A 24,251-nucleotide genomic window follows, 5' to 3' on the forward strand; every position below is an offset into this window, starting at 1 on the left:
CATTCCCCATTCCCCATTCCCAGCCATGACCTTCCGCGAACCTGTCGATCTAGCCGCCCTCAATGCCGCCAGCCGCGATACCTTGATCGAGCATCTGGGCATCGTTTTCACCGAAGCCGGTGACGATTGGCTGCGCGCCACCATGCCGGTGGATGCGCGCACCCGGCAGCCCTACGGTCTGCTGCACGGTGGCGCCTCGGTGGTGCTGGCCGAAACCCTGGGCAGCAGCGCCGGCAACCTGTGCGTGGATATGTCGACCCAGATCTGCGTGGGCCTGGAGATCAATGCCAATCACCTGCGCGCGGCCACCCAGGGGCTGGTGACCGGCACTGCGCGGGCGGTACATGTGGGGCGCAGCACGCATGTCTGGGACATCACCATCGAAAACCCGGCCGGCAAGCGCGTCTGTGTGTCGCGGCTGACCCTGGCGGTGATTGCGCGCAGCAATGGCTGAGTTCGCCCGGCAGCGGCATGCATGGAACAGCGTCATCCGCTGCCGGCACTGCGCGGCGGCCACGCTGCTGTCACAATGGTCGCGCCTCCTTCCCCCCGTTACCGGTTCCGTTCGTCGAATGAGCGAGTCATCCCTGGACGCCACGCGCGACGCTGGCGGCGCGTTGCGTTGGTTCCGGTACCTCTACCGGGTGCCACTGCTGTTGCTGCATCTGTGTCTCGGCCTGCCGGTCGCCGTGCTGTGCGTGGTGGTGCCGGCGCTGGCGCGGATCCGCATCGGGCATGACGACACCCAGGAGGAGTGGATGATCCGCTGGTGGCAGGGCACCCTGATGCGCGTGTTCGGCTTCCGGCTGCGCCGCTTCGGGACGCCGCTACCGGGCGCGACCCTGTTCGTGGCCAACCACGTCAGCTGGGTGGATATCTCCATCCTGCACAGCCAGCGGGTGATGGGGTTTGTGGCCAAGCGCGAAATCGCCGGCTGGCCGCTGGTGGGCTGGCTGGCAACCAAGGTCCAGACCATCTTCCACCAGCGCGGCAATACCGAATCGCTGGGCGGGGTGCTGCAGGAAATGCTGCTGCGCCTGCAGAGCGGCAAGCCGGTGGGGGTCTTTCCGGAAGCACGTGCCCGTGGCGGTACCGAAGTGGGCCCGTTCCATGCGCGCATCTTCCAGGCAGCGGTGGAAGCCGGCGTGCCGGTACAGCCGGTGGCGCTGCGTTACGGCTTGCGCGGCAGCGCGCAGGCGGTGGTGGCCTTCGGTGAGCGCGAGAGTTTCTTCGCCAATATCGTGCGCCTGCTGGGCGAGCCGTCGCGGTTGGCCGAAGTGCATTTTCTCGAGCCGATTCGCGCGCTGGACATCGAAGGCCGTCGTCGCATGGCCGAGACCTCGCGCCAGCGCATCGTCGCAGCGATGGAGTCCTAGCCGAGGATGCGCACTTGCCTCTCCCCTGCGGCCAGCCGCAACGCCGGTGCGATACGCGCATGAACGCCTCCGACTACTTGCCACCGCGCTGGCTGCGCAACCCGCACGTGCAATCGGTGCTGGCCAGCAGTGCCTTGCGGCGCATCCGCAGCCGCCAGTTGCTGGCCTGCCAGCGGCGCGGTCACCAGCGAACATATCCTCGATGGCGGCGACGGTGTGCGCCTGCAGGGCTGGATGAGCGTCCCGCCCGGCGATGCGCCGCCACGCGGCACCGTGCTGTTGCTGCATGGCTGGGAAGGCAGCGCCGATTCCAATTACATGCGCCTGACCGCCGCGCGCCTGCTCGGTCTGGGCTACCAGGTGTTCCGGCTGAACTTCCGCGACCACGGCGGTACCCACCATCTCAACGTGGACCTGTTCCACTCCGACCGCATCGAAGAAGTGGTCAATGCCGCCGGCGATCTGTGGCGGCGTTTTCCTGCGCCGCAATTGCTGGCTGCGGGGTATTCGCTGGGCGGAAATTTTGCGCTGCGGCTGGCGCTGCGTGCGCCCGCCGCCGGCCTGCCACTGGCGCGCGTGGCGGCGGTGTGCCCGTTGCTGGACCCGGCCGCCGCCATGACCCAACTGGAAAAGGGCCCGCAGTTCTACGACTGGTACTTCCGCCGTAAATGGCGCGAATCGTTGCTGCGCAAGCGCAAGCTGTTCCCCGAGCAGCACGGGTACGACGACGCCACCCTGGCGCTGGACATGCGCGGGTTGATGGCCTGGCTGGCGGTGAAACACACCGGACATGGCTCCCTGGAAGCATATTTCGATAGCTACTCGATTGCCGGCCAACGCCTGGCCAACCTGCAGGTGCCGGTCGACATCCTGATGGCCGAAGACGACCCGGTGATTCCATTCGCCGATTTCGCCGCCTGGCAGTTGCCTGCGCATGCACAGCTGGAAATCGCGCGCTGGGGCGGACATTGCGGCTTTCTGGAAAACGCCCGCGGCGACGGCTTTGCCGAACGCTGGGTGGCCGAGCGGCTGACGTCAGTTCGCGAATGATGCTGAGACGACATCTTTAGATGGATGCAGTCGTCGCCGTTTTAGCAGTGGTTGTCGGTTGCGTGATGGTCTACTTCAGCGCGATTAGCCTCTACACCTACCTGCTGACCGGAGAGATCGTGTTCCGCTCACGCACGGGATCGGTTTCCGTCGGCACGCAAGCTGCGCTCTGGCACCTGGGCCAGTTGGTGTTTGGGGCGCTCAGTGTGGCCTATGGCGCACGCGTGCTGCGTCGAAAGTTGGCAAGCGTTCAAACGCCTCACCGGCGCGATCGGTCGATGTGAGTTCAAGGGCGATGACGCACGCCTTGCCCAAGATGCCGCGTCGCGATAAATGCCAGCGTCCGTCGCACAGCGAGCCGCTCCACCGCGCATCGTTACAATAGCGGTTTGTCCGGCACCCGCCACCGCCATGCAAGACGCCATTCTTCAAGCCCTGCGCCGCAATGCGGCCGACGATGCGGTGGCGCTGGCCCGCGAGTGGGTCACCAACGCGCCCGATCACGCCGCCGCCCATCGCTGGCTGGCGCTTGCGCTGCAGCAGCAAGGGCAGCCGGCGCTGGCGCTGGACAGCATCGATACCGCGCTGACGCTGACGCCCGAAGATGCCGACCTGCACCTGCTGCGCGCCGGCGCATTGCTGGCCACGCGCGATTTGTCCGCCGCCGATGCCGCGCTTTCGCGCAGTACCGCGCTGGATCCGAATCAGTTCAATGCCTACGTGATGCAGGCGCATCTGGCGGTGGCACGCGGCGATCTGGACGAGGCCGAGCGGCTCAGCCGCACCGCCGCGCGCCTGGCGCCGGAACATCCGCAATTGCTGGCGGTCGATGGCGTGGTGGAAATGCGCCGGGGCCACGGCGACCGCGCGCTGGCGTTGCTGACCCGCGCCGCCGAGCAGCTGCCCGACGATGCACGCGTGCTGTTTTCGCTGGGCTTTGCGTATCTGCAGAAGGAGCATTTTGCGTTTGCCGAGCGTGCCTTCGAGCGCGTGATCGAGCTCAATCCGCGCGGTACCGCGCTGTGCGCCTTCATCGCCCAACTGGCCCAACGCCAGGGCCGTCTGGACGATGCGTTGGCGGCCATGCAGGGCGTGCTCGACCAACCTGGCGGCGATCTGCCTGCCATGCGCCGGCTGGCCGGCGAGATGGAGCTGCAGGCCGGTCGTCCCGATCAGGCCGCCGCGCATCTGCGCCTGGCGCTGGCGCACTGGCCGGCCGACCGCCGCACGTTGCACGCGCTGCTCACCGCCTGGGAGCGGTGGACGATGCGCGCGACACCCTGGATGCGGCGCTGGCCACTTCGGCCACGGCGCACGATCTGTGGCTGGCGCGCCTGGCGGTGGAGCCGGTTGGTGGGCCGCAGGCGCAGGCCGTGATCGAGCGCTGGCTGCTGGCCATGCCCGAACACCTGCCGGCGCTGGAAGCGTTGATGCGCGTGCACGACATGCAGGGCCAGGCCGACGAAGCGGAAATGGTGGCGCGCCAGATCGTGGCGGTGGAGCCGGGCCGCATCAGTGGCGAGCAGCGCATTGTCGAAGCCTTGCTGCAACGCGACCCGCCGGCAGCGATCGCCTGCGTCGAATCGTTGATCGAATCGCTGCCTGCGCCGCAGCAGACCGTGCTGCGGCCGTGGCTGGGCAATGTGCAGGACCGCGCCGGCCAGCCCGACGCCGCGGTGGGCACCTGGATGCAGTTCCACCGCGAACAGGCCCAGCATCGGCTGCCGTTGCCGCCGCAGGCAGCCAGGCAGCCGACGCAGTGGCCTGCGCTGGGCAGCATTCCCGACAGCGTCACCGCACGCCCGCTGTTCGTGTGGGGCACGCCCGGCTCGCATGTCGAACGCCTGGTCGCGGTGATGGACGCGGCCACCCCACTGGTGCGTGGTGACCGCTATGGCACCACGCCGCCATCGGATGCGCTGCAGAGCTACCGCACCCTCGAACAGTTGGCCTCCGGCGAATTGGCACAGACGGCGCTGGTGGAAGGCTGGAAGGCGCAACTGCCGCGTCGCGGCATCGACGACGGCAACGTCATCGACTGGCTGCTGTGGTGGGACAACACCTTGCTGACCGCGCTGCGCCCGCATCTGCCCGAGGGCCGGCTGGCGATTGCGCTGCGCGACCCGCGCGACATGTTGCTGGACTGGCTCTCGGCCGGTGCGTCGGCGCCGCTGGCACTGCAATCGCCGCAGCAGGCCACCGACTGGTTGCTGATCGCCCTGGAACAGCTGGCCACGCTGCACGAGCGCGACCTGTACCCCCACCGCATCATCCGGCTGGACGGGATCGAAAACGACCCGCAGGGAATTTCGGCGGCCCTGGAACAGGCATTCGGACTGAGCTTTCCGCTGGTCGAACCGCGCGGCCCGGCGCGGTTGGCCTCCGGCCGCTGGCGCGATTACCGCGGCGTGCTCGGCGCGCAGTTCGATCTGCTCACCCTGATCGCGGTGCGCTTCGGCTACCCGCAGGATTGAGGCGCCATCAACGCGGTCGCGCCCACGGCAGGTGGCGTGGCCGCAGTTTCGCGCTGTTGCATTGCATGCAGGCGCGGTACGAGCGCGGCGGTAAACCCGGCCGGGCGCATCAGAAGGTTCCATGGCGACGTCTTCCGCTGTGGCGCAGAGCAAGGCACCCTGATCCGTATCGCTTCCCTCGGAGACCCGCCATGCGTCTGACCAGCAACAGCATCGAAAACGGCAAGCCCATCGCGGTGGAATTTGCCGCCGGCACGCCGGAGGGCTTTGCGCCCAACCGCAATCCGCACCTGGCCTGGTGCGAGGTGCCGGCCGGCACGCAGTCGTTTGCGCTGCTGTGCCTGGACCCGGACGTGCCGACCGTGCCCGAGACCGTCGGCCGCGACGACGTGCAGATTCCCGTCGAGCAGCCGCGCACCGATTTTGTGCATTGGGCGATTGCCGATATCCCCGCCGATGTGCATGAGATTGCGGCGGGCAGCTGCAGCGACGGCTTCGTGATCAAGGGCAAGCAGCAGCCTGCCGGCCCGGCCGGTGCCCGTCAGGGCCTGAATTCCTACACCCAGTGGTTCGCCGGAAATGCCGACATGGCCGGCGACTACCGCGGCTACGACGGCCCGTACCCGCCGTTCAACGACCTGCGCGTGCACCGGTATTTCTTCCGCGTGTTCGCGCTGGACGTGGCCAAACTCAGCCTGCCCGACAGCTTCACCGCCGCCGATGTGCTGTCGGCGATCCAGGGCCATGTGCTGGCCGAAGCAGCGTTGCACGGTACCTATACCTTGAACCCGTCGCTGCGCTGAGTGATCGCGACGGCGTCGTCGGTCGCCCATTTCCTTGACGCCAGCCACGTTCGGCCGGCGTCACAGCACAGGTCATCCCCCTTGAAAGCATTCCAGATTGGCAGTCAAACCGGTCTTGAGAGTCTGGTCGCGACCGAGATGCCTGAGCCGGTCGCAGGACCGGGTGAGGTCATCGTGGCTCCGCGACTGGTGGGCCTGATCAACCGCGACCTGCAGATCCTGAAAGGCACCTACGGCGGCAAGCTTGCGCCCACGCGCGTTCCGGTGGCCGAGGGTGTGGGCATCGTGACCTTCGTCGGTGCAGGCGTCAGCCAGGTTGCGCCGGGCGACCGTGTCGTTAGCGGGCACTTTCCCACCTGGCTGGACGGCAGGTTCGGTGCCGAGATGTTCGCCCACGATCTGGGTGTGACCCACGACGGCTGGCTGGCCGAAAAGGTGTCGCTGCCTGCCAGTGCCCTGATCAAGGTGCCTGCGTCGCTGGAGGACGAGGATGTCGCTGCACTGGCATCGGCCGCGGTGACCGCCTGGCATGCCTTGGTGGAAGTGGCCAGGATCAAGGCCGGCGATCTGGTGCTGTGTCTGGGAACCGGTGGCGTCTCGATGGCCGCACTCCAACTGGCCAAGCTCCAGGGGGCCCGTGTCGCCATTACCTCGTCCAGCGACGACAAGCTCGAGCTCGCACGCCGTCTGGGCGCCGACATCACCGTCAACTATCGCACCCACCCCGATTGGGCTGAAGCGGTAATGCAGCTGTCCGGAGGTGGCGCAGACGTCATCATCGAGACCGGCGGGCAGGACACCCTGGGGCAGTCGATCAAGGCGGCGGCCGCAAACGCGACCATCGTGGTGATCGGCGTTACCCCCGGCGCGTCTTCGCCGATCCCCGATTACGTGGCGTTGATCCGCAAGAACGTGACCATTCGCGGGATCGCCAACGGCAGCCGGGCGATGTTCGTGGACCTGCTGCGGGCGATCGAGCAGCACCGCATCAAAACCCTGCACAGCAAGACGTTCCGGTTCGATGAAGCGCCCCAGGCCTTCGACTATTTCGCCAAGGCGCAACACGTGGGCAAGGTCCTCATCCGGTTCTGACGCGGGCAGCGGCAGAGCGTGTGAGGCCGGTGCGGCCCGATCCTGCGGCCGCACTAGCCGCCGGCTTCGATCATCTGGTCGAGCACGTACACCGATCTGGCGCCAGGATCGCTGCCGGCTGGGTAGCGGGTCACGCGCAGCAGCGTGCGGATGCCGTCTTCATGGTCGAAACCCTCGATCGTGCCATCGTAGGGCTGCCATGACGTTGCGGCCTGTGTGGTGGCGGACGCGCCCGGGTCGTGCTCGCGCAATTGCAGGCAGCGGCGCGCAGGGTCCAAGACGCAGGGCACGGTATCTGCGGCCACTTCGATCAACAGCGTCTGCCCCGGCCCGCCATACCGGGTGTCCGCGGTGGGCGTGCCGCCGAAGAGCAGCCGGGTGCCGTCGCTGCGGGTCAGGGTCAGGCGGGGCGCGGCCGCCGCGTTGTCCATGACCACCGCGAAGCGCCCGGACAACAGGTCGCTGGCCGCGCGCTCCTGCGCCGTCCGGCGTGCATCGGCGCACATCCGTTTGCTCGAGACCACCCGGCCAATCTGCACGTGCGCCTGGGCCACGCTGTAGTTGGCGCCCAGCGCGTTGCAGGTCTGGCTGACCTGGATGCGCTGATCGTTGAAGTCCAGTTGTACTGGCGGCATGCCGTCGACGAACAGGCTGCGCAAGGCCGTGCCATGCGCATCGCTGGCCTGCTGCAACTGCCAGTGCTGCGCACGCAGGGCGGTGCGCAACGGGACATTGTCCGTGTCAGGGGGAGCGGTGACCGGCGCCCGCGCAGCCCCGTGGCTGGAGCCGGGTGGGTCCGGCGATGCCCCCGACCCGCAGGCCGTCACGCCCGCCGCCAGCAGTGCAGGGGCGAAGAACACGGCACGCATGCGCAGCTCCCGGTGATCGATGCGTCAGTGATACCGCCAGCGTGCGCGCGGGGCAATGACCGGCGTCACGACGTGGATGCCCTAGAGCGCCAACCAACGACCGCGCTCACTGCCAGGCGGGCGGGGACGTTGCCCGGAATCGGCTGGTGCCGCCCGCACGCTGCAGTGCCGAGCGTGCCGTCCACAACCTCTTGGCCGCCCTGGCCTGCATGTCGCAGCCATCGCGACCTGCAGGCCAGGTAGGTGCGGTCGCGGGTCAGCCTGCAGCCGCCGGCAGCCACAGCAGCAGGGCGGCGCCCAGCAGCATGCGGTACACCGCGAACACCGTGAATCGGTGCTTCTTGATGTAGCCCAGCAACCACTTCACCACCACAAAGCCGGTGATGGTCGCCGCCACGAAGGCCACCGCCACATCGGTCCAGTTTTCGGTGCCGAAACCGCCTTCCTTGTACATCTCCAGCAGCGCGTAACCGCTGGCCGCAAACATGGTCGGAATGCCTACCATGAACACGAAATCCGCCGCTGCCGAGCGCTTGCTCAGGCCCAGCAGCATGGCGATGAAGATTGTCGAGGCCGAGCGCGACGTACCGGGAAAAACGCCGGCCACGACCTGCGCCAGGCCCACTGCGATGGCCACCTTCCAGGTCACCACATCGCGCTCGGGCAGTTTGCCGGCAAAGTGTTCGGCCACCAGCATCCACACCCCGCCGATCAGCAGCGCCCAGGCGACCGGTTGGAGCGTTTCGGGCAATTGCCAGCCGGCCTTACGCACGAGCAGCCCGACCACCGCGGTGACCAGGAAGGCCACGCCGACCTTGAGCACATAGTCGCGGTTGGCGCGCTCGCCCAGGCCGGTGGCCAGGCCCCACAGGCGCTGCCGCAGCGCCAGGCAGATGGCCAGGATCGCGCCGGCCTGGATGACGATGTTGAAGAAGTCAGAACGGCGTCCGAGCCATTGTTCGGCGATCAGCAGGTGGCCGGTGCTGGAGATCGGCAGAAATTCGGTGAGGCCTTCGAGAATGCCCAACAACAGGGCGGAAATCAGATCGGACATCGGACTGGGCAGGGGTGAGGGAGGCGCCAGGATAGTGCATTGCGGCATGCACCACATCGGTGCATTCTGTTTTGTGTTTCGCACTTAGATGGTGCGGTGAAGGGTTGCGGTCGCGAGCGATGTCAGCAAAATCAGGGGCTTGTGAAGCGCGATGGCTTGGCACGGTCCCTGCTGTAATACTGCCCACGAGCCACTTAACTCCTGACCTGAGGTTTCTTCCGATGTCCGTGGAAAATGTTGAAAAGCTGATCAAGGACAACAAGGTCGAGTTCGTCGACCTGCGCTTCGTCGATATGCGTGGTGTACAGCAGCACATCACCTTTCCGGTCAATATCATCGAGCCGGCGCTGTTTGAAGAAGGCAAGATGTTCGACGGCAGTTCGATCGCGGGCTGGAAGGGCATCAACGAGTCGGATATGGTGTTGCTGCCGGACGCGGGCACCGCGTACCTGGATCCGTTCTTCGCCGATCCGACCATCGTGCTGACCTGCGACATCCTCGACCCGGCCACCATGCAGAGCTATGAGCGCGACCCGCGCGGCATTGCCAAGCGCGCCGAGGCCTATCTGAAATCCTCCGGCACCGCCGACCAGGCGTTCTTCGGCCCGGAGCCGGAATTCTTCATCTTCGATTCGGTGCGCTTTGCCAACGACATGGGCCACACCTTCTTCCAGGTGGGTTCGGAAGAGGCGGCCTGGAATACCGGCGAAAAGTACGACGGCGGCAACAGCGGCTACCGCCCGGGCGTGAAGGGCGGCTACTTCCCGGTTCCGCCGACCGACAGCCTGCACGACCTGCGCGCGGAAATGATCAAGACGCTGGAACAGGTCGGCATCGAAACCGAAGTGCACCACCACGAAGTGGCCACCGCCGGCCAGTGCGAGATCGGCACCAAGTTCAGCTCGCTGGTGCAGAAGGCCGACGAACTGCTGACGATGAAGTACATCATCAAGAACGTCGCCTACCGCAACGGCAAGACCGCCACCTTCATGCCCAAGCCCATCGTGGGCGACAACGGCTCGGGCATGCACGTGCACCAGTCGCTGGCCAAGGGCGGCGTCAACCTGTTCACCGGCGACGGCTACGGCGGCCTGTCGCAGCTGGCGCTGTGGTACATCGGCGGCATCTTCAAGCATGCCCGCGCGATCAACGCCTTCGCCAACTCCGGCACCAACAGCTACAAGCGTCTTGTTCCGGGCTTCGAGGCGCCGGTGATGCTGGCCTATTCGGCGCGTAACCGTTCGGCCTCGTGCCGCATTCCCTGGGTCACCAACCCGAAGGCGCGCCGCATCGAAATGCGCTTCCCCGATCCGTTGCAGTCCGGCTACCTGACCTTCACCGCGCTGATGATGGCCGGCCTGGACGGCATCAAGAACCAGATCGACCCGGGCGCCCCGAGCGACAAGGACCTGTACGACCTGCCGCCGGAAGAAGAGAAGCTGATTCCGCAGGTGTGCTCCAGCCTGGACCAGGCCCTCGAAGCGCTGGACCAGGACCGCGAGTTCCTCAAGGCCGGCGGCGTGATGAGCGACGACTTCATCGACGGCTATATCGCGCTGAAGATGCAGGAAGTCACCAAGTTCCGTGCTGCGACCCACCCATTGGAGTACCAGCTGTACTACGGCAACTGAGTTCCACCGCGGTGATGGCGGAGGCCCCCCTCCCACCTCGGCCATCGCCGCACATGTTCGATCGATCCAGGGCCCCGGCCGTGGATCGCAGGGGTAACGAGATAGCACATCGTTCGCGGCGCGCGGGCCTGACCTCTCCCACGAGGCGGCTGCATGGCATCTGCTGGGGTCCGCGCAATCGCGAACGATCGGATGCCGGGGGAGGCATCCAGGTGACTGACACCGCCGGGCGGCGCAATGCCGGCCGGTTCTTTCCACCATTCGGGGTATGCGCATGAAATTGATCACCGCCATCATCCGGCCGTTCAAGCTCGACGAGGTCCGCGAGGCCTTGTCTGCAGCAGGCGTGTCGGGCATCACCGTGACCGAGGTCAAGGGCTTCGGGCGCCAGAAAGGCCACACCGAGCTGTACCGCGGCGCCGAGTACGTCGTCGACTTCTTGCCCAAGATCAAGATCGAAACGGTGGTCACCGACGACCGTCTGGACGCGGTGGTCGAAGCGATCCAGAACGCCGCCGGCACCGGCAAGATCGGCGACGGCAAGATCTTCGTGACCGCGATCGAGCAGGTGGTGCGCATCCGCACCGGCGAGATCGGCGCCGATGCGCTCTGACCCCACCAGCCCCGGAGTTCGTATGAAGACAGCTCTTTTTGCCGGGTGGAAAACCCGGTTCTACAGCGTATGCATGCTGATGCTGTTCAGCGCGTTGATGGTGGGCGGCATGGGCAGCGCGCATGCGCAGTCCACTCCGCAGGTCACGCCGCTGCTGACCGAGCCGGTCACCACCGAACCGCTGCCGTCCGCGCCGCCCGCCGCGCCGCCGGCCGCCGCTGCCGAAGCCGCACCGGTGGTGGAGAAGGGCGATGTCGCCTGGATGCTGACCTCCACCTTGCTGGTGCTGCTGATGGTGGTGCCGGGCCTGGCGCTGTTCTACGGCGGCATGGTGCGCGCCAAGAACGTGCTGTCGGTGCTGATCCAGGTGGCGATGGTGTTTTCGCTGCTGACCATCCTGTGGGTGCTGTACGGCTACAGCTTGGCGTTCTCCGGCGAAGGCGCGTGGATCGGCAATCTGGACAAGGCATTGCTCAAGGGCGTCACCATCGAAAGTCTGGCGGCCACCTTCACCAAGGGCGTGAGCCTGCCGGAATACGTGTTCGTGGCGTTCCAGGCGACCTTCGCCGGCATCACCGGCGCGCTGATCGTCGGCGCCTTCGCCGAACGCGCCAAGTTCGGCGCGGTGCTGTTGTTCTCGGTGATCTGGTTCACCTTCGGCTACCTGCCGCTGGCGCACATGGTCTGGGCCACCGGCGGGTATCTGTTCGGACTGGGCGCGCTGGATTTCGCCGGTGGCACGGTGGTGCATATCAATGCCGGCGTTGCCGGCCTGGTCGGCGCCTACTTCGTCGGCAAGCGCGCCGGGTTGGGGCGCGAGGCGATCAAGCCGCATAACGTGACCCTGACCTTCGTCGGCGCCTCGCTGCTGTGGGTGGGCTGGTTCGGCTTCAACGCCGGTTCCAACCTGGAAGCCAATGCCGGCGCGGCGCTGGCCTTCCTCAACACCTTGCTGGCTACCGCCGCCGCCATCCTGGGCTGGTCGCTGACCGAGAAGATCATCAAGGGCAAGTCGTCCGCCTTGGGTGTGGCCTCGGGCATGGTGGCCGGCCTGGTCGGTATCACCCCGGCCTGCGGCACGGTGGGCCCGTTCGGTGCGATCGTCATCGGGCTTGCCGCCGGTGTGCTGTGCGTGTGGGGCGTTACCGGTCTGAAGCGCCTGCTCGGCGCCGACGACAGCCTGGACGTGTTCGGCGTGCATGGCCTGGGCGGCATCATCGGCGCCATCCTCACCGGCGTGTTCTCGGCGGCCTCGCTGGGCGGCCAGAAGGGGGGGGACTACGACATCGTCCACCAGGTCGGCATCCAGGCGCTGGGCGTCGGAATCACGGTCGGCTGGATCGGCGTGGTGTCGGTGGTGGGCTTCCTGGTCGCCAAGCTGGTGTTCGGCCTGCGCGTCAGCGAAGAAGCCGAGCGCGAGGGCCTGGACATCACCTCGCACGGCGAAGCCGCGTACGAGTCCTGAGCATGCACACCCGCGGCCGCGCTTCCGCGGGTGGCGCCACGACCCGGCCGGGATTGCCCAGCCGGGTCCGTTTTCCCCCGTCACCCGTTGGGCGCGGAACAACTGCCGAGGTGCCTGCATGACCAGCCCCACGCCCGTGACTGCCGGCGCGGATGCACGCTGGATCGATGCGACCCGCCGCCGTCCGGCCAACATGATTTCCCCACACGCTTCGCGTTGCGCGACATCGATGCATGGCGATGCGGTTTGCACTAAATTGGTGCAATGGTGACGTCCTCTTCCATGCCATCGCTGGACAGCCTGGGCACACCGGTCGCCTGGGCCGACCGAGAGGGGCGCGTGCTGGGCGTCAACCCGGCGTTTGCACGCTGGCTTGGGGTCAGCGCACGGCGGTTAGTCGAACAACCTCTGGCCGCGCTGGAAGTGCAGGGCGACGCGCTGGCGCGCTTACTGCTCAACGACGAGCGCGACGTCTTGCGCCTGCACCGGCTGGCGCTGGGCCTGCCCAACGACGCACCGCGGTTTGCCGAAGGCTGGCTGTCGCGGCTGGACGATGGCGGCTGGCTGCTGGAAACCCACCCGGTCGACGAATTCCCCGCGCTCGATCCCACCCACGCCCTGCCCAACGCCTTGAGCGCTGCGCTCAAAGGGTTGGCGCACGAGCTGCGTAACCCGTTGGCCGGGCTCAAGGGCGCCGCGCAGCTGCTGGCGCGCCGCGCGGCCGGGCGCGATGAAGACGAACGCGAACTGATCGAGCTGATCGGCACCGAGATCGAGCGCCTCAATACCCTGCTCGAACGGCTACTCTCGCCCACCCCGGCACGCCCGCACGACCGCCTCAACATTCATGTGGTGCTCGAACGGGTGTTGCGCCTGGCCGAAGCCGAGGGTGGCTGGTCGGTGCAGGTGCAGCGCGACTACGACCCCAGCATTCCGGACATTCTGGGCGACGGCGACCGCCTGACCCAGGCGGTCTGGAACCTGGTGCGCAACGCCTTCCAGGCCGGCGCCACGCGCGTGACGCTGCGCACCCGCGTGGAGCATGGCCAGCGCATCCGCGACCGCGTGCATGCGATGTCGCTGCGGCTGGAAATCATCGACGACGGCGGCGGCGTGCCGGAAGAACTGGCCGAGCACCTGTTTCTGCCATTGGTCAGCGGCCGTGCCGAAGGCAGCGGGCTGGGCCTGGCGCTCGCCCAGCAGGTCGCGCGTGAGCACCACGGCACGCTGACGTACCGCTCGCGTCCGGGCCATACCGTTTTCACCCTGCTGCTGCCCGAGCTGGCCGGCGATCACGACAAGGAGCATCTGCATGGCTGAGGCCGCCGCCGTATCCCACATCTGGGTGGTCGACGACGACCGGTCGGTGCGTTTCGTGCTGTCCACCGCCTTGCGCGATGCCGGCTACGCCGTGGACGGCTTCGACAGCGCCGCTGCCGCGCTGCAGGCGCTCGCCATGCGGCCCACGCCGGATCTGCTGTTCACCGACGTGCGCATGCCCGGCGAAGACGGCCTGACCCTGCTCGACAAACTCAAATCCAAGCACCCGCAATTGCCGGTGATCGTGATGTCGGCCTACACCGACGTTGCCAGCACCGCCGGCGCCTTCCGCGGCGGCGCGCACGAGTTCCTGTCCAAGCCGTTCGACCTGGACGAGGCGGTGGCACTGGCTGCGCGCGCGCTGCCGGACGCCGATGCCGGCGTCGAAGAAATCGTCGCCACGCGGCTGGCCGAAGGCTCGGCCTCGTTGATCGGCGACACGCCCGCGATGCAGGCCTTGTTCCGCGCGATCGGGCGCTTGGCGCAGGCGCCGCTGTCGGTGCTGATCAACGGCGAAACCGGTACCGGCAAGGAGTTGGTGGCGCGCGCGCTGCACAACGAATCCCCGCGTGCGCGCAAACCCTTTGTCGCGCTCAACACCGCCGCCATCCCGGCCGAATTGCTGGAAAGCGAGTTGTTCGGCCACGAAACCGGGGCCTTCACCGGTGCGACCAAACGGCATATCGGCCGCTTCGAACAGGCCGATGGCGGCACGCTGTTTCTGGACGAAATCGGCGACATGCCCTTGCCGCTGCAGACCCGCCTGCTGCGCGTGTTGGCAGAGAACGAATTCTTCCGCGTCGGTGGGCGCGAATTGATCCGCGTCGATGTGCGCGTGATCGCCGCCACCCACCAGGACCTGGAAGCGCTGGTCGAACAAGGCCGCTTCCGCGCCGATCTGCTGCACCGCCTGGATGTGGTGCGCCTGCAATTGCCGCCGCTGCGCGAACGGCGCGGCGACATCGCGCACCTGGCCGAAAATTTCCTGGCCATGGCCGGGCGCAAGCTCGACATGCTGCCCAAGCGGCTGTCGTCGGCCGCGCTAGAACACCTGCGCCAGTACGACTGGCCCGGCAATGTGCGCGAACTGGAAAACGTGTGCTGGCGCCTGGCAGCGCTGGCGACGTCGGACATCATCGACGTGGTCGACGTGGACGCTGCACTGGCGCGCGGCGGCCGTCGTCACCGCAGCGGCAGCAACGACGGGCAGTGGGACGACATGCTCTCCAGCTGGGCCGCGCAACGCCTGAGCGAAGGTGCCCAGGGCCTGCATGCCGAAGCGCGCGAGCGCCTGGACAGGACCTTGCTCGAAGCGGCCCTGCAACTCACCCAGGGCCGCCGCGCCGAAGCCGCCGCCCGCCTGGGACTGGGCCGCAACACCGTTACTCGCAAGCTGGGGCCGGGCCGCAAGCGCCGCTGATTCGCCCGCACGCGGAGGTGAGCCCCTCTCCCGCCTGCGGGAGAGGCAGAGGGCGCCTGCGAAAAGCCGGACTACGCGCGCATGAGCTCTTCGTTTTTTGCTCGCTTGCGCCACTGTCTCGATGATCTAGCGGCGCACGACGCCTTCCATCCGCCCTTCGGGCACCTTCCCCGCACGCGGGAGAAAGCAAGGCCGGCGGGCAGGGCGGGCTAGATCTTCGCAGTCGCGCCCCTCTCCCGGCTGCGGGAGAGGGGCGATGAGGGCGCTTTTGCGCATCTCCCGGTCGCCGACACCTACCCCGTAAACTCGTGGGCTGCCCCAACTGCATTTCATGACACGTGAACATGCACCCGCATAGGTTCCCAACCTGATCAGGAGAACAGTTCGATGCGTTACCGGTCGCCCACGATCGTTGCCCTCACCGCGTTGGCGCTGGCCGCCTGCAGCAGCACGCCGCCGCCGCCCAAGGCGCCCCCGCCGCCATCGGCACGGGTGGTGCCTGCGCGCCCGGTGCAGCAAGCCGAGGCTGCGCTGGCATCTGCCTCGGGCAGCCTGGTGAGTGGTCGGGTGGTGCTGGTGCCTGCGCTGCAGGGCATCCGCCTCACCGGCACCATCGGCGGCTTGCGTCCGGGCGGTGTGTCCGGGTTCCATGTGCACGAACGCGGCGATTGCAGCGCGGCCGATGCCAGCAGCGCTGGCGCGCATTTCAACCCGAGCGGTGCGCCGCACGGGCGTGCCGGTAGCGGTCCGCACCATCTGGGCGACATGGACAACCTGCGTGCCGATGCCGAAGGCGTGGTGCATCTGGACATGATTCTGTCCGGCATCAGCCTGGGCGACGGCGCTGCGACCGATGTGGTCGGCAGGTCGCTGATCGTGCACGCAGACGCCGACGACTATCGCAGCCAGCCCAGCGGCAATGCCGGCGCGCGCCTGGCCTGTGGCGTCATTCGCGTCACCCAATGGGGCACGCCGCCTTCGCAGCCCTGAGTCGGGGCGTCAACGGCTGCAGTTGCGGCCTTTCTCCAGGAGTCCTCCATGCGCATTGTTCCGACCACCTTGTTTCTGGCCACCGCCCTGGTGCTGACCGCGTGCAAGCGCGACGAGCCGGCGCCGGCCGAGCCGGCACCCGCACCGCAGGCCAATACCCCGGCCGAAGCGGCGCATGGTGGCGAACACGCCGCCTCCATGGTCACCGAAGCGGCGGCCACCACCACCGCAACCGCCGAGCTCAAGCCGACCAAGGGCAATGACGTCAAAGGCACGGTGACATTCAAGACCGTCGACGGCGCGCTACGTGTCACCGGCCAATTCAGCGGCCTCAAGCCCAATACCGAGCACGGCTTCCACATCCACGAAAAGGGCGATTGCAGCGCACCGGACGGCAGCAGCGCAGGCGGTCACTTCAACCCGTCCCAGTCCGACCACGGCAATATCAGCGCCGACCCGCATCACGGTGGCGACATGCCCAACATCACCGCCGACGCGCAGGGCAATGCCAGCATCGACGGCCCGGTCTCCAGCAACGTCAATCTCGGCAAGGCCGACCAGTTCGATATCGCCGGCCACGCGGTGATCGTGCATGCCGACCCAGACGACTACAAAACCCAGCCCACCGGCAACGCGGGTGGCCGCCTTGCCTGCGGCGTGATCATCACCGATAACGCCCAGGCGGCGACCAAGTAAAGTGCTCCGCGACCGTTGTCGATGCACGGCAACGGTTGAATAACGACGACGCTGCGGGCGATGTCGGCCGATGTGCCGGTGGATAGGCAGGCAGCGCTGGAGCAGACCTACCAACGTCGCGACGATATCGTCGCGACGTTTTCACAAGCGCGTGGTGCAGTGTCGAAGCTCCGGTCCGATCACGATATGGGGTGCATGTGGATGCATGCGCCTGGATGAAGCAGCTTGCCGATGCAGGGAGCGCAACTTGTGCGCATCGAGCGCAGCGACGATTGAGCGATCGCCACGAACGCTGTCTTCAACTGCCCCGCCGATCACTCGACACGCTTGCAAGCGGTCAGTGTGCGTACCCAGACGCAGTTGTGCGTCATCAAGGACGATTACAAGCCAGAGCCAGGCGAACACCCGAACCGTTCGCCAGGAGGCAGTGCACGCCGTCCAAGCAGCTTGAACCGGTGGCATCCAGCCCACCAATTGCGCCGACGACGTCAGTCATCGATCGATCGCTGCAAATGCGGTTCACCCGGCGCGATCACTCAAAAATTCGCCCACAACCCTGGTGTCGCCAGTTCCAGCAAATGCGCATCGGTATCGCGGAAGTAACTGCTTTGCCCGCCGCCCGGCCATTGCGTGCGGCCTTCAATGGCGACCCCGCAGGCATGCAAGTGATTTTCCCAGCCGGGCAGGGCATCGCTTGCGATGCCCTGTGCGAAATGCTGGCGTCCGTTGCCGTCATGCGGCGGAATCGTGCCGCCCGGCAGCGAGACCGTCGCCGAGGTGCTGCCTTGCCGGAACAGCAGCAGGACCTGGCCAGGCGCGATGCATCGGTTGCAACCCCAGCACGCGGGCGTAGAAGGCGCATGCGCGCTCCAGCTCCGCAACATACACGCCGGTTTCCTGCACGCCCTGCAGCGCAGCGGGCGTGGGCGCCGGCGTCTGGCTCACGCCGCCAGCGCCTGACGCGGATCCTGGCCCCGCTCGACATGCACGTACAGCACCGGCAGCCCATGCGCTTCCAGCACGGCAGCCATCTGTCGCTGGCGGGCCAGATAATGCTCATAGACCCCACGCAGACGTTCGCAGTTTTCGCGATCGTGCGCGTAGTAATCGCACCAGCCTGCGGGGTCGAACAGGGCGATGCGCACTTCGCCATCGATGTAGCGCAACACCGGTTCGGGGGGCTGCTCCAGCCACTCTTCGGTGTGCGGTGCCAGCAGTGCGGCTTCGATCAGCGGCCACAGCGGCGCCAGGCCCTGATTGTCGTACTGCATCGACATCATCGCCGCCAGATCGTTGGCGGTGAGATACCGCGCATGCTCGATGCGGGCGCCGAAGCTTTCCTGCGCCAGCAACGCGGTGTCGGCCTGCGCCATTCCCTGGGCCAACAGCACTTCCTCCATGGCGTCGGCCACGCTGGCAACCGTCTGCGGGTCGCCGGACAGCAGGAACGGCAGCACGCGCAACCCACCGCCGACCAGTTGCGCGTCGGCCTGGAACGGCAGCGGAATGTCGCCTTGCGCATCGGCACCGAAGGCCAGCACCCGCGGGCCCTGGTCGCGTCCGGGCGCACCCGCCTGCAGCTCTTCCAGGCGCCGATGCAGCGGCCAGCCAGGACGCAGCACCTCGGCCGGATCGAAATGCGCCAACGCCACGCTCAATTCCAGATCGCGGACTTCCGGGATCCACTGCGCCAGGTCGCGGCCGATGCGTTCGGCCAGCATGCCGGCCTGGGCCGGCGCCAGTGCGCCGCGCTCGGGGGTACTTCCGCCGGTCAATTCCAGCGCCAGCACACCCATGGCGGTGACGCTTTGTTCGGTCTTGCTCATGATTCGCGGTTGGCCCATCACGGGGTCGAAGCTACACTGCGGACATTATGCCTGCCGGCCCTGTGCAGGCCATGTCCCCGAGTCCTCCATGCCAGGTCAACAGATGCCCGCAGCCCGTCCCGTCGCCATTCTGGGCGGCGTTCGTATCCCGTTCTGTCGTCAGAACACCGCGTACGCGGATGTGGGCAACCTGGGCATGTCGGTGCGCACGTTGGGCGCGTTGGTCGAGCGCTTCGGGTTGCATGGGCAGCAATTGGGCGAAGTGGCGATGGGCGCGGTGATCAAGCACTCCGCGGACTGGAACCTGGCGCGCGAGGCGGCGCTGTCGTCTGGTCTGTCGCCGCTGACGCCGGGTATCACCCTGCAACGCGCCTGCGGCACCAGCCTGGATTCGGTGATCACCATCGCCAACAAGATCGCGCTGGGGCAGATCGACTCGGGCATCGGCGGCGGCTCGGACACCACCTCCGAAGTGCCGATCGTGTACGGCAAGAAGTTGCGCGCACGGCTGCTGGCCGCCAATCGCGCCAAGGCTACCGGCGACAAGCTCAGGGCGCTGCTGCGCGGTTTCAAGCTGGCCGAACTCAAGCCCGAATTTCCCGGCGTGGCCGAGCCGCGCACCGGCAAGAGCATGGGCGACCACTGCGAGGACATGGCCAAGGAATGGAACATCTCGCGCGATTCGCAGGACGAATGGGCAGTGGCCTCGCACCACAAGCTGGCCGCTGCCTATGAGCGTGGTTTCTTCGACGCGCTGATCGCGCCGTTCCGCGGCGTCTCGCGCGACAACATCCTGCGCGCCGACACCTCGTTGGGAAAACTTGCGACCTTGCGCCCGGCCTTCGACAAGACCTCCGGCCGCGGCACGTTGACCGCTGCCAATTCCACCCCGCTCACCGATGGCGCCGCCGCGGTGCTGCTCTCCAGCGAAGCCTGGGCGCTGGCGCATGGCCACACGCCGATGGCCTACCTGCGCGATGCACAGGTGGCGGCAGTGGATTTCGTGCATGGCGAAGGCCTGCTGATGGCGCCCACCACCGCAGTGCCGCAGATGCTGGCGCGCCAGGGCCTGACCTTGCAGGACTTCGATATCTACGAAATCCATGAAGCCTTCGCCGCGCAGGTGCTGTGCACGTTGCGCGCCTGGGAGAGCGAGGACTACTGCCGCAATCGCCTTGGGCTGGATGCGCCGCTGGGCCGCATCGATCCGGACAAGATCAACCCGCTGGGCTCGTCGCTGGCCACCGGCCATCCGTTCGCCGCCACTGGCGCACGTGTGGTGGCCACCGCTGCCAAACAGCTGGAAGAACGCGGCGGCGGTCGTGCATTGATTTCGATCTGCACCGCCGGCGGCATGGGCGTGGTGGCCATCGTCGAGCGCTGATGTCGCTGCGCGGTACGGGATTGGGCATTCGGGATTGGGGATTTGCAGAAGCGGCAGTGGGATCCTGCCGTTGCGGATCCTCCATCCTGAATTCCATCGCTGCGTGGCAACAGCGCAACGTCAACTTCTTCGATGAATTAGATGCCCGCTTGGCGCGCATTCGCCTCGTCGTTGGGAGTGCAACGCGGCGGTACGCACATCGCATACCGCCGCTGTCTTGACTACAGGATGCGATCGTCCGCTGCGTGCGGATCGATGGGCGCGGGGTCGTACGTGGTCACGACCGGCGCGCGAAGCGACTGTTGCGGCATGCCCTCGATCACCGGCTCGCCGCGCGCAGCGCGCAGCGCATTGGCGTAGCAATGCTGTGCCGACAGCAGGTCGCCGGAGGCGGCAAACCCGTGTCCGAGCTCTTCCCAGGCCTCGCTGCCGGCGCCGGCTGCGATGGCGCGATGCAGGAATTCCTCGGCCTGCGACCACTGCTGTTGATGACGCGCAAGCCGCGCCAGTGTCAGCAACAGACCTGGGCTGTCGGGAGCTTGGGTGAGCCAGCGTTGCGCGTTGGCACGGCGCGAATCGTATTTTTCCAGCGGCAGCACCCCGTACAGGCGCACCAGCGATTCGTCCCATTGCGCGTCCAGCGCCTGCTCCAGGCTGTGCACGGCGGCATCGTCCCAATGCAGCACGGCTGCGCGCTGCGCATAGGCGCCCACCACTGCTGGAGTGGTGCGTAGTGCTTTGGGCAATGCTTCCCAGCGTTCGGCCAGTGCATTGGCGTCGCTGGCCTGCAACAGGGTCTGCTCGGCCAGCGTCGCTTCCAGCGTGCTGTAGGCATCGGGCGCCAAGACCGCCTGCTGACGCAGGGCACCGAGCTGGCCATAGGCTTCGTCGGCGCGGCCGATCTGCGCCAGGGCGTGGGTGCGCAACAGCAGGCCGCGTGCCGGCAACGGCTGCGCGTTGGCGCTATCCAGTGCATTGATCGCGTCGACCGGGCGCTGGCGCGCCAAGTGCCGCTCGCCCTGCAACAGCGCATATCCTGCCGGGTCGCGCTCGGCCAGTTGCTTTGCAAGTGCGGTGGCCGCCGCCTCGTCGCCGCGCGCATCGGCCACGCGCACCGCGCTGGCCAGGGCAATGCCGCTCACCTCGTCGTCTTCGCTGGCACTGACCAGCAGCCGCTCGGCGCGCTGCCATTGGCCATGATCGGCAGCGCGCAGACCCTCGATCAAACACGCACGGCCCTTGTTGCGGCGGTACTTGCCCCACACGCAGAACGGCAGGCTGATCAACGTCCATAGCTGCCATAGCACCAGCAATGCGATCAGCAGGATCAGCAGCGCCTGTGGCATGGCGGCGTGATAGTCGTTACCGCCCACGCTGACAACGACGTTGCCCAGGTCGTAGCTGTTCTGGTGCGACAACCACTGTGCGCCAAGCACGCCCAGCGCCACGGCAACCAGCAGAATCAAGACAGTACGCAACACTTTCATTGGGTGGATCTCCCTTCACGCATGGCCTGCAGTTGCAGCAGGGTGGTGCCCAGCTCCGGCAGGCGCGGACGCAGTGGCGCTTGTTGCAGGCTGCGCAAGCGTGCACGCAGCTGACGACGTTGCGGCGAATCCGGCCAGAGCCGGGTGGTCCAGGTATCCACGCGGCGCAGCGATTGCGCGAAACCGGCGGCATCGCCACGTTCGGCCGCCGCGCGGGCCAAGCTGATTTCGATCTGCACCGCATCGCGTGCAGCATGCCGGTCGCCGCCGGTCAGCAAGGCATCGCCGCGGCTGGGGCGGATGTCCACCAGCGGCGCCAGGACCTTTTGCCACCACGGTTGCGCCGCGGCGCTGGCCTGTACGGTCTGTTCCGGCAGGCGCTGCAACTCGGCCGCCAAGGTGTCCAGATTCTTGCCGGCCTCCGCCTGCGGGCCGGCCCCGAGACGCTCCAGCGCATCGCGTTCCTGCACCAAGGCCTGACGCAGATTGAGGTAACCGGGGTCATCGATGCCGTTGAGCGCGTCGTTGGCCAGCGCATAGGCGCGCCGCGCTCCTTCGGCATCGCCGGCGATGCTCAAGCGCTGCTGGCCGAGCCGCAACAGCAGCTCCACTTCATCCAGGCGCAGCGCCTGCGCGCCATGACGGTTGGGGTCGGCCAGCTTTTGCACGGTGTCTTCGAGCAGCGCGCTGCGCTGGCTCAGGCCCAGCATCTCGTCGCGCAGCACGCGGTTGGTGGCGGCCGCATCCTGCAGGCGCTCGTTGGCCAGGCGCTGATCGCGGCGCAGCGTTTCCAGCATTTGCTGAGTGCCGTCCCAGCGTTGCTGCTGCGCTTGCGCGGCCTGCAGCTGGGTTGCCTGATAGCTCTGCCACGCGCGCCAGCCCAGCAACAGTGCCACACCGACAGCCGCTACGGCCACCACAAGCAGCAGCCACGCCAAGGGAAAGCGTCGCGCAGGAGCGGGCATTTCGGTCATTCGGACATCCTCGGGCAGTCACGACCGGCGCAGGCGCCGCAGTCATCCCACACAGCATGGCGTGCAGCGCCGGATGGCGGCAAGCTGTGCTTGAGTTCGCAGTTCAGCAAGGTCGCGGTGGTGTCATGATCGCCGCCTCAGCAGCAGCGGCGAGCTGCAGCGGCAACGGGCCGTCGGCGCGCAGAGCGTGCACGAAGCCGGCTGCATGTGCCGCATCGAGCATGCGCGCGCTGGATGCCACCACCGGACGTTGTTGCCACGCAGCGACCAGGTCGGCAGGCAGCTGGTGCAGAACCAGTGTCAGCGCTTCGGCGCTACTGAGCGCCAGCACGCTGCGCGGCAGCGCAAGCGACAACGCCTGGATGGCCGACGCGCGCAAGCGCAGCGGGACGCGTTGATAGACATCGGCACGCACGATGCGCGCACCGCGCTGCTGCAGCGTTGGCGCCAGCATGCCGCGTCCGCCGGGGGCGGTGATCAACCCGACGGCCTGTAGCGGCGCCCGCAGCAGCGGCAGCGCAAGCAGGCCTTCGCTGTCCATGCGCGTCGGCCGCACGACGGTGTCGATGCCGCAGGCGTGCAGTGCGCGCGCGGTACCATCGCCCACGCTGACCCAGTGCGCCTGCGCCGGGCGCTGCAGTGGCGCCAGACGATGCGCGGCCTGCACCGCCGCCGGGCTGGTGAAAATCGCAATTGGCGCTGCCAGCGCCTGCCGCAGCGCGTCCCGCGCCTGTGGGGTGTCGTTGGTCTGCAAGCGCCACGGCGACAGCGCAAGTACCCGTCCGCCATGCCGCGCAACTGCCCGCTGTAGCGGCGCATGTTCACCGCTGGGCCGCAGCGAGATCAGCGTCCAGGCAGCATCGGGATGGGCAAGGGCGGTCATGGCGTGATTATGCGAGAGCGCTGCCACCTGCGGCGCACTGTCGCCGCATCCAGGGGTGTCAGTGCGAATCGTTGGCGAAGTGCCGGCAGCCGGAGCGATGATGTTGGCATCCTGACTGGCGCCCTTCCACTCAATCCAGAACCTCTTGCACCGGCTGGGAATCCGGTCACGATCCTGGCCGACAACCGTGCTGGAGCGGCGACGTGATCAAGTCCTACATTATCAATATGCAGCGCAGCGGCGACCGGCTGCAGGCCATGTCGGCGCGCTTCGATGCGCTGGGCCTGCCGTTCGAGCGCATTGCTGCCGTCGCTGGCGCCACGTTGACGGACGAGCAGATCGCCGACTTCGTACGCGAGCGCCCATTGGAAGGGTCGGGCGATGCCTTCAGCACCGGCCCGCGCAAGTGGACAGCGTCCAACATCGGCTGTTTTCTCAGTCACCAGGCAGCGTGGCGCATTGCGGCCGATTCCGACGACGCCTACACGGCGATTTTCGAAGACGACATGCATCTGTCCGATGCGCTGCCGGCATTGCTGGGCAGCACCGGCTGCACAGGCGCGCTGGCACACCATGGCCGATATTTTTTTGTTCGGGTGGAACGAGTCGCCAGTGGCGCACCAGCTGTCCACCGATCAGCTCTCGCCGGCTGCGTGTATCCAGGACAAATTCTTCCATGCAGCCGCGGAGAACATCGTGTTTACCAGCACGATCGATGCGCCGCTGACGCACGCGCAGAAGCAGCGCAGTACGCACTGGAAAGCCAAGGCCACCGCGTTGTTGCGGGTGGCGCAGGGTTATCGCAAGGTGGTCTTCGCGCCTTGTGTTTGATCCCATGCTTTGA

19 protein-coding genes and 4 pseudogenes are annotated in these 24,251 nt (G+C 67.1%); 16 read left to right on the forward strand and 7 right to left on the reverse strand.

All coding sequences use genetic code 11. The annotated features are described in order from the left end of the window. Positions 1–25 precede the first annotated feature (25 nt). The 7 genes and pseudogenes from XAXN_RS17285 (at position 26) to XAXN_RS17315 (ending at position 6,795) form a co-directional block, all read left to right on the forward strand. Positions 26–454, forward strand: a complete 429-nt coding sequence (locus XAXN_RS17285; protein WP_054320462.1) for a hotdog fold thioesterase — start codon at positions 26–28, stop codon at positions 452–454. Positions 455–572: 118 nt separating this feature from the next. Next, positions 573–1,376 carry a lysophospholipid acyltransferase family protein gene (locus XAXN_RS17290; RefSeq protein ID WP_054320463.1) on the forward strand — a complete coding sequence of 268 codons (804 nt, stop codon included), beginning with the start codon at positions 573–575 and terminating at the stop codon, positions 1,374–1,376. A gap of 59 nt (positions 1,377–1,435) precedes the next feature. Then, positions 1,436–2,426: pseudogene (locus XAXN_RS17295) on the forward strand (YheT family hydrolase). A 20-nt stretch (positions 2,427–2,446) separates the two neighbouring features. Continuing rightward, positions 2,447–2,710, forward strand: a complete 264-nt coding sequence (locus XAXN_RS17300) for a hypothetical protein (RefSeq protein WP_054320464.1) — start codon at positions 2,447–2,449, stop codon at positions 2,708–2,710. A 127-nt stretch (positions 2,711–2,837) separates the two neighbouring features. Beyond that, positions 2,838–4,900: pseudogene (locus tag XAXN_RS17305) on the forward strand (tetratricopeptide repeat protein). A 191-nt stretch (positions 4,901–5,091) separates the two neighbouring features. Continuing rightward, positions 5,092–5,703, forward strand: coding sequence for a YbhB/YbcL family Raf kinase inhibitor-like protein (locus XAXN_RS17310; RefSeq protein WP_054320465.1), 612 nt, complete (start codon positions 5,092–5,094; stop codon positions 5,701–5,703). Positions 5,704–5,784: 81 nt separating this feature from the next. Further along, positions 5,785–6,795: a zinc-dependent alcohol dehydrogenase family protein gene (locus XAXN_RS17315; RefSeq protein WP_054320466.1), complete on the forward strand. Its 1,011-nt coding sequence runs from the start codon at positions 5,785–5,787 to the stop codon at positions 6,793–6,795. Between the two features lie 53 nt (positions 6,796–6,848). On the opposite strand, the gene XAXN_RS17320 is transcribed toward XAXN_RS17315, so the two are convergent. Further along, entirely contained in the window at positions 6,849–7,664 is an 816-nt protein-coding gene (locus XAXN_RS17320; RefSeq protein ID WP_054320467.1) for an META domain-containing protein, read from the reverse strand. Positions 7,665–7,920: 256 nt separating this feature from the next. Beyond that, positions 7,921–8,718: an undecaprenyl-diphosphate phosphatase gene (locus XAXN_RS17325; RefSeq protein ID WP_054320468.1), complete on the reverse strand. Its 798-nt coding sequence runs from the start codon at positions 8,716–8,718 to the stop codon at positions 7,921–7,923. A 221-nt stretch (positions 8,719–8,939) separates the two neighbouring features. On the opposite strand from XAXN_RS17325, the gene glnA reads away from it, so the two are divergent. From glnA to XAXN_RS17360, 7 genes are all read left to right on the forward strand, one after another. Then, entirely contained in the window at positions 8,940–10,349 is a 1,410-nt protein-coding gene (gene glnA / locus XAXN_RS17330; protein WP_054320469.1) for a type I glutamate--ammonia ligase, read from the forward strand. A gap of 274 nt (positions 10,350–10,623) precedes the next feature. Next, entirely contained in the window at positions 10,624–10,962 is a 339-nt protein-coding gene (locus XAXN_RS17335; protein WP_002808480.1) for a P-II family nitrogen regulator, read from the forward strand. A 22-nt stretch (positions 10,963–10,984) separates the two neighbouring features. Continuing rightward, positions 10,985–12,427 (forward strand): ammonium transporter, encoded by a 1,443-nt coding sequence (locus tag XAXN_RS17340; protein WP_054320470.1) that lies wholly within the window; start codon positions 10,985–10,987, stop codon positions 12,425–12,427. 264 nt (positions 12,428–12,691) lie between these two features. Further along, entirely contained in the window at positions 12,692–13,747 is a 1,056-nt protein-coding gene (locus tag XAXN_RS17345; RefSeq protein ID WP_054320471.1) for a two-component system sensor histidine kinase NtrB, read from the forward strand. Next, positions 13,740–15,167 carry a nitrogen regulation protein NR(I) gene (gene ntrC, locus XAXN_RS17350; RefSeq protein WP_054320472.1) on the forward strand — a complete coding sequence of 476 codons (1,428 nt, stop codon included), beginning with the start codon at positions 13,740–13,742 and terminating at the stop codon, positions 15,165–15,167. Before XAXN_RS17345 ends, ntrC begins: the two co-directional genes overlap by 8 nt. A 387-nt stretch (positions 15,168–15,554) precedes the next feature. Continuing rightward, entirely contained in the window at positions 15,555–16,157 is a 603-nt protein-coding gene (locus tag XAXN_RS17355; protein ID WP_054320473.1) for a superoxide dismutase family protein, read from the forward strand. A gap of 48 nt (positions 16,158–16,205) precedes the next feature. Beyond that, on the forward strand, positions 16,206–16,853 hold the full coding sequence (locus XAXN_RS17360; RefSeq protein WP_054320474.1) for a superoxide dismutase family protein: 648 nt from the start codon (positions 16,206–16,208) through the stop codon (positions 16,851–16,853). A 536-nt stretch (positions 16,854–17,389) separates the two neighbouring features. Here XAXN_RS17360 and XAXN_RS17365 read toward each other — a convergent pair. Beyond that, positions 17,390–17,798, reverse strand: a pseudogene (locus XAXN_RS17365) (VOC family protein). Then, positions 17,795–18,679 (reverse strand): hypothetical protein, encoded by an 885-nt coding sequence (locus tag XAXN_RS17370; protein ID WP_054320475.1) that lies wholly within the window; start codon positions 18,677–18,679, stop codon positions 17,795–17,797. The pseudogene XAXN_RS17365 and the gene XAXN_RS17370 overlap by 4 nt, the downstream one beginning before the upstream one ends. Before the next feature lie 88 nt (positions 18,680–18,767). Here XAXN_RS17370 and XAXN_RS17375 point away from each other — a divergent pair, with 88 nt between their 5' ends. After that, entirely contained in the window at positions 18,768–20,063 is a 1,296-nt protein-coding gene (locus XAXN_RS17375) for an acetyl-CoA C-acetyltransferase (protein ID WP_054320476.1), read from the forward strand. A 221-nt stretch (positions 20,064–20,284) separates the two neighbouring features. Here the strand turns inward: XAXN_RS17375 and XAXN_RS17380 are convergent, their stop codons facing one another. The 3 genes from XAXN_RS17380 to XAXN_RS17390 all read right to left on the reverse strand — a co-directional run bounded on the left by XAXN_RS17380 (position 20,285) and on the right by XAXN_RS17390 (position 23,434). Continuing rightward, entirely contained in the window at positions 20,285–21,550 is a 1,266-nt protein-coding gene (locus XAXN_RS17380; RefSeq protein ID WP_054320477.1) for a heme biosynthesis protein HemY, read from the reverse strand. After that, positions 21,547–22,524 carry a uroporphyrinogen-III C-methyltransferase gene (locus XAXN_RS17385; RefSeq protein WP_054320478.1) on the reverse strand — a complete coding sequence of 326 codons (978 nt, stop codon included), beginning with the start codon at positions 22,522–22,524 and terminating at the stop codon, positions 21,547–21,549. Before XAXN_RS17385 ends, XAXN_RS17380 begins: the two co-directional genes overlap by 4 nt. 103 nt (positions 22,525–22,627) lie before the next feature. Beyond that, entirely contained in the window at positions 22,628–23,434 is an 807-nt protein-coding gene (locus tag XAXN_RS17390; protein WP_134980489.1) for a uroporphyrinogen-III synthase, read from the reverse strand. A 176-nt stretch (positions 23,435–23,610) separates the two neighbouring features. Here XAXN_RS17390 and XAXN_RS17395 point away from each other — a divergent pair. Next, positions 23,611–24,238: pseudogene (locus tag XAXN_RS17395) on the forward strand (glycosyltransferase family 25 protein). Positions 24,239–24,251: the final 13 nt, after the last annotated feature.

The sequence above is a fragment of the Xanthomonas axonopodis genome (genome assembly GCF_001304695.1).
GTDB lineage: Bacteria > Pseudomonadota > Gammaproteobacteria > Xanthomonadales > Xanthomonadaceae > Xanthomonas > Xanthomonas axonopodis.

What these genes read in the sequence shown, in the direction of transcription:
- XAXN_RS17285 (WP_054320462.1), top strand. Translation starts at nt 26, where the DNA reads ATGACCTTCCGCGAACCTGTCGATCTAGCCGCCCTCAATGCCGCCAGC.
- XAXN_RS17290 (WP_054320463.1), top strand. Translation starts at nt 573, where the DNA reads ATGAGCGAGTCATCCCTGGACGCCACGCGCGACGCTGGCGGCGCGTTG.
- XAXN_RS17300 (WP_054320464.1), top strand. Translation starts at nt 2,447, where the DNA reads ATGGATGCAGTCGTCGCCGTTTTAGCAGTGGTTGTCGGTTGCGTGATG.
- XAXN_RS17310 (WP_054320465.1), top strand. Translation starts at nt 5,092, where the DNA reads ATGCGTCTGACCAGCAACAGCATCGAAAACGGCAAGCCCATCGCGGTG.
- XAXN_RS17320 (WP_054320467.1), bottom strand. Translation starts at nt 7,664, where the DNA reads ATGCGTGCCGTGTTCTTCGCCCCTGCACTGCTGGCGGCGGGCGTGACG.
- XAXN_RS17325 (WP_054320468.1), bottom strand. Translation starts at nt 8,718, where the DNA reads ATGTCCGATCTGATTTCCGCCCTGTTGTTGGGCATTCTCGAAGGCCTC.
- glnA (WP_054320469.1), top strand. Translation starts at nt 8,940, where the DNA reads ATGTCCGTGGAAAATGTTGAAAAGCTGATCAAGGACAACAAGGTCGAG.
- XAXN_RS17335 (WP_002808480.1), top strand. Translation starts at nt 10,624, where the DNA reads ATGAAATTGATCACCGCCATCATCCGGCCGTTCAAGCTCGACGAGGTC.
- XAXN_RS17340 (WP_054320470.1), top strand. Translation starts at nt 10,985, where the DNA reads ATGAAGACAGCTCTTTTTGCCGGGTGGAAAACCCGGTTCTACAGCGTA.
- XAXN_RS17345 (WP_054320471.1), top strand. Translation starts at nt 12,692, where the DNA reads ATGGTGACGTCCTCTTCCATGCCATCGCTGGACAGCCTGGGCACACCG.
- ntrC (WP_054320472.1), top strand. Translation starts at nt 13,740, where the DNA reads ATGGCTGAGGCCGCCGCCGTATCCCACATCTGGGTGGTCGACGACGAC.
- XAXN_RS17355 (WP_054320473.1), top strand. Translation starts at nt 15,555, where the DNA reads ATGCGTTACCGGTCGCCCACGATCGTTGCCCTCACCGCGTTGGCGCTG.
- XAXN_RS17360 (WP_054320474.1), top strand. Translation starts at nt 16,206, where the DNA reads ATGCGCATTGTTCCGACCACCTTGTTTCTGGCCACCGCCCTGGTGCTG.
- XAXN_RS17370 (WP_054320475.1), bottom strand. Translation starts at nt 18,679, where the DNA reads ATGAGCAAGACCGAACAAAGCGTCACCGCCATGGGTGTGCTGGCGCTG.
- XAXN_RS17375 (WP_054320476.1), top strand. Translation starts at nt 18,768, where the DNA reads ATGCCAGGTCAACAGATGCCCGCAGCCCGTCCCGTCGCCATTCTGGGC.
- XAXN_RS17380 (WP_054320477.1), bottom strand. Translation starts at nt 21,550, where the DNA reads ATGAAAGTGTTGCGTACTGTCTTGATTCTGCTGGTTGCCGTGGCGCTG.
- XAXN_RS17385 (WP_054320478.1), bottom strand. Translation starts at nt 22,524, where the DNA reads ATGACCGAAATGCCCGCTCCTGCGCGACGCTTTCCCTTGGCGTGGCTG.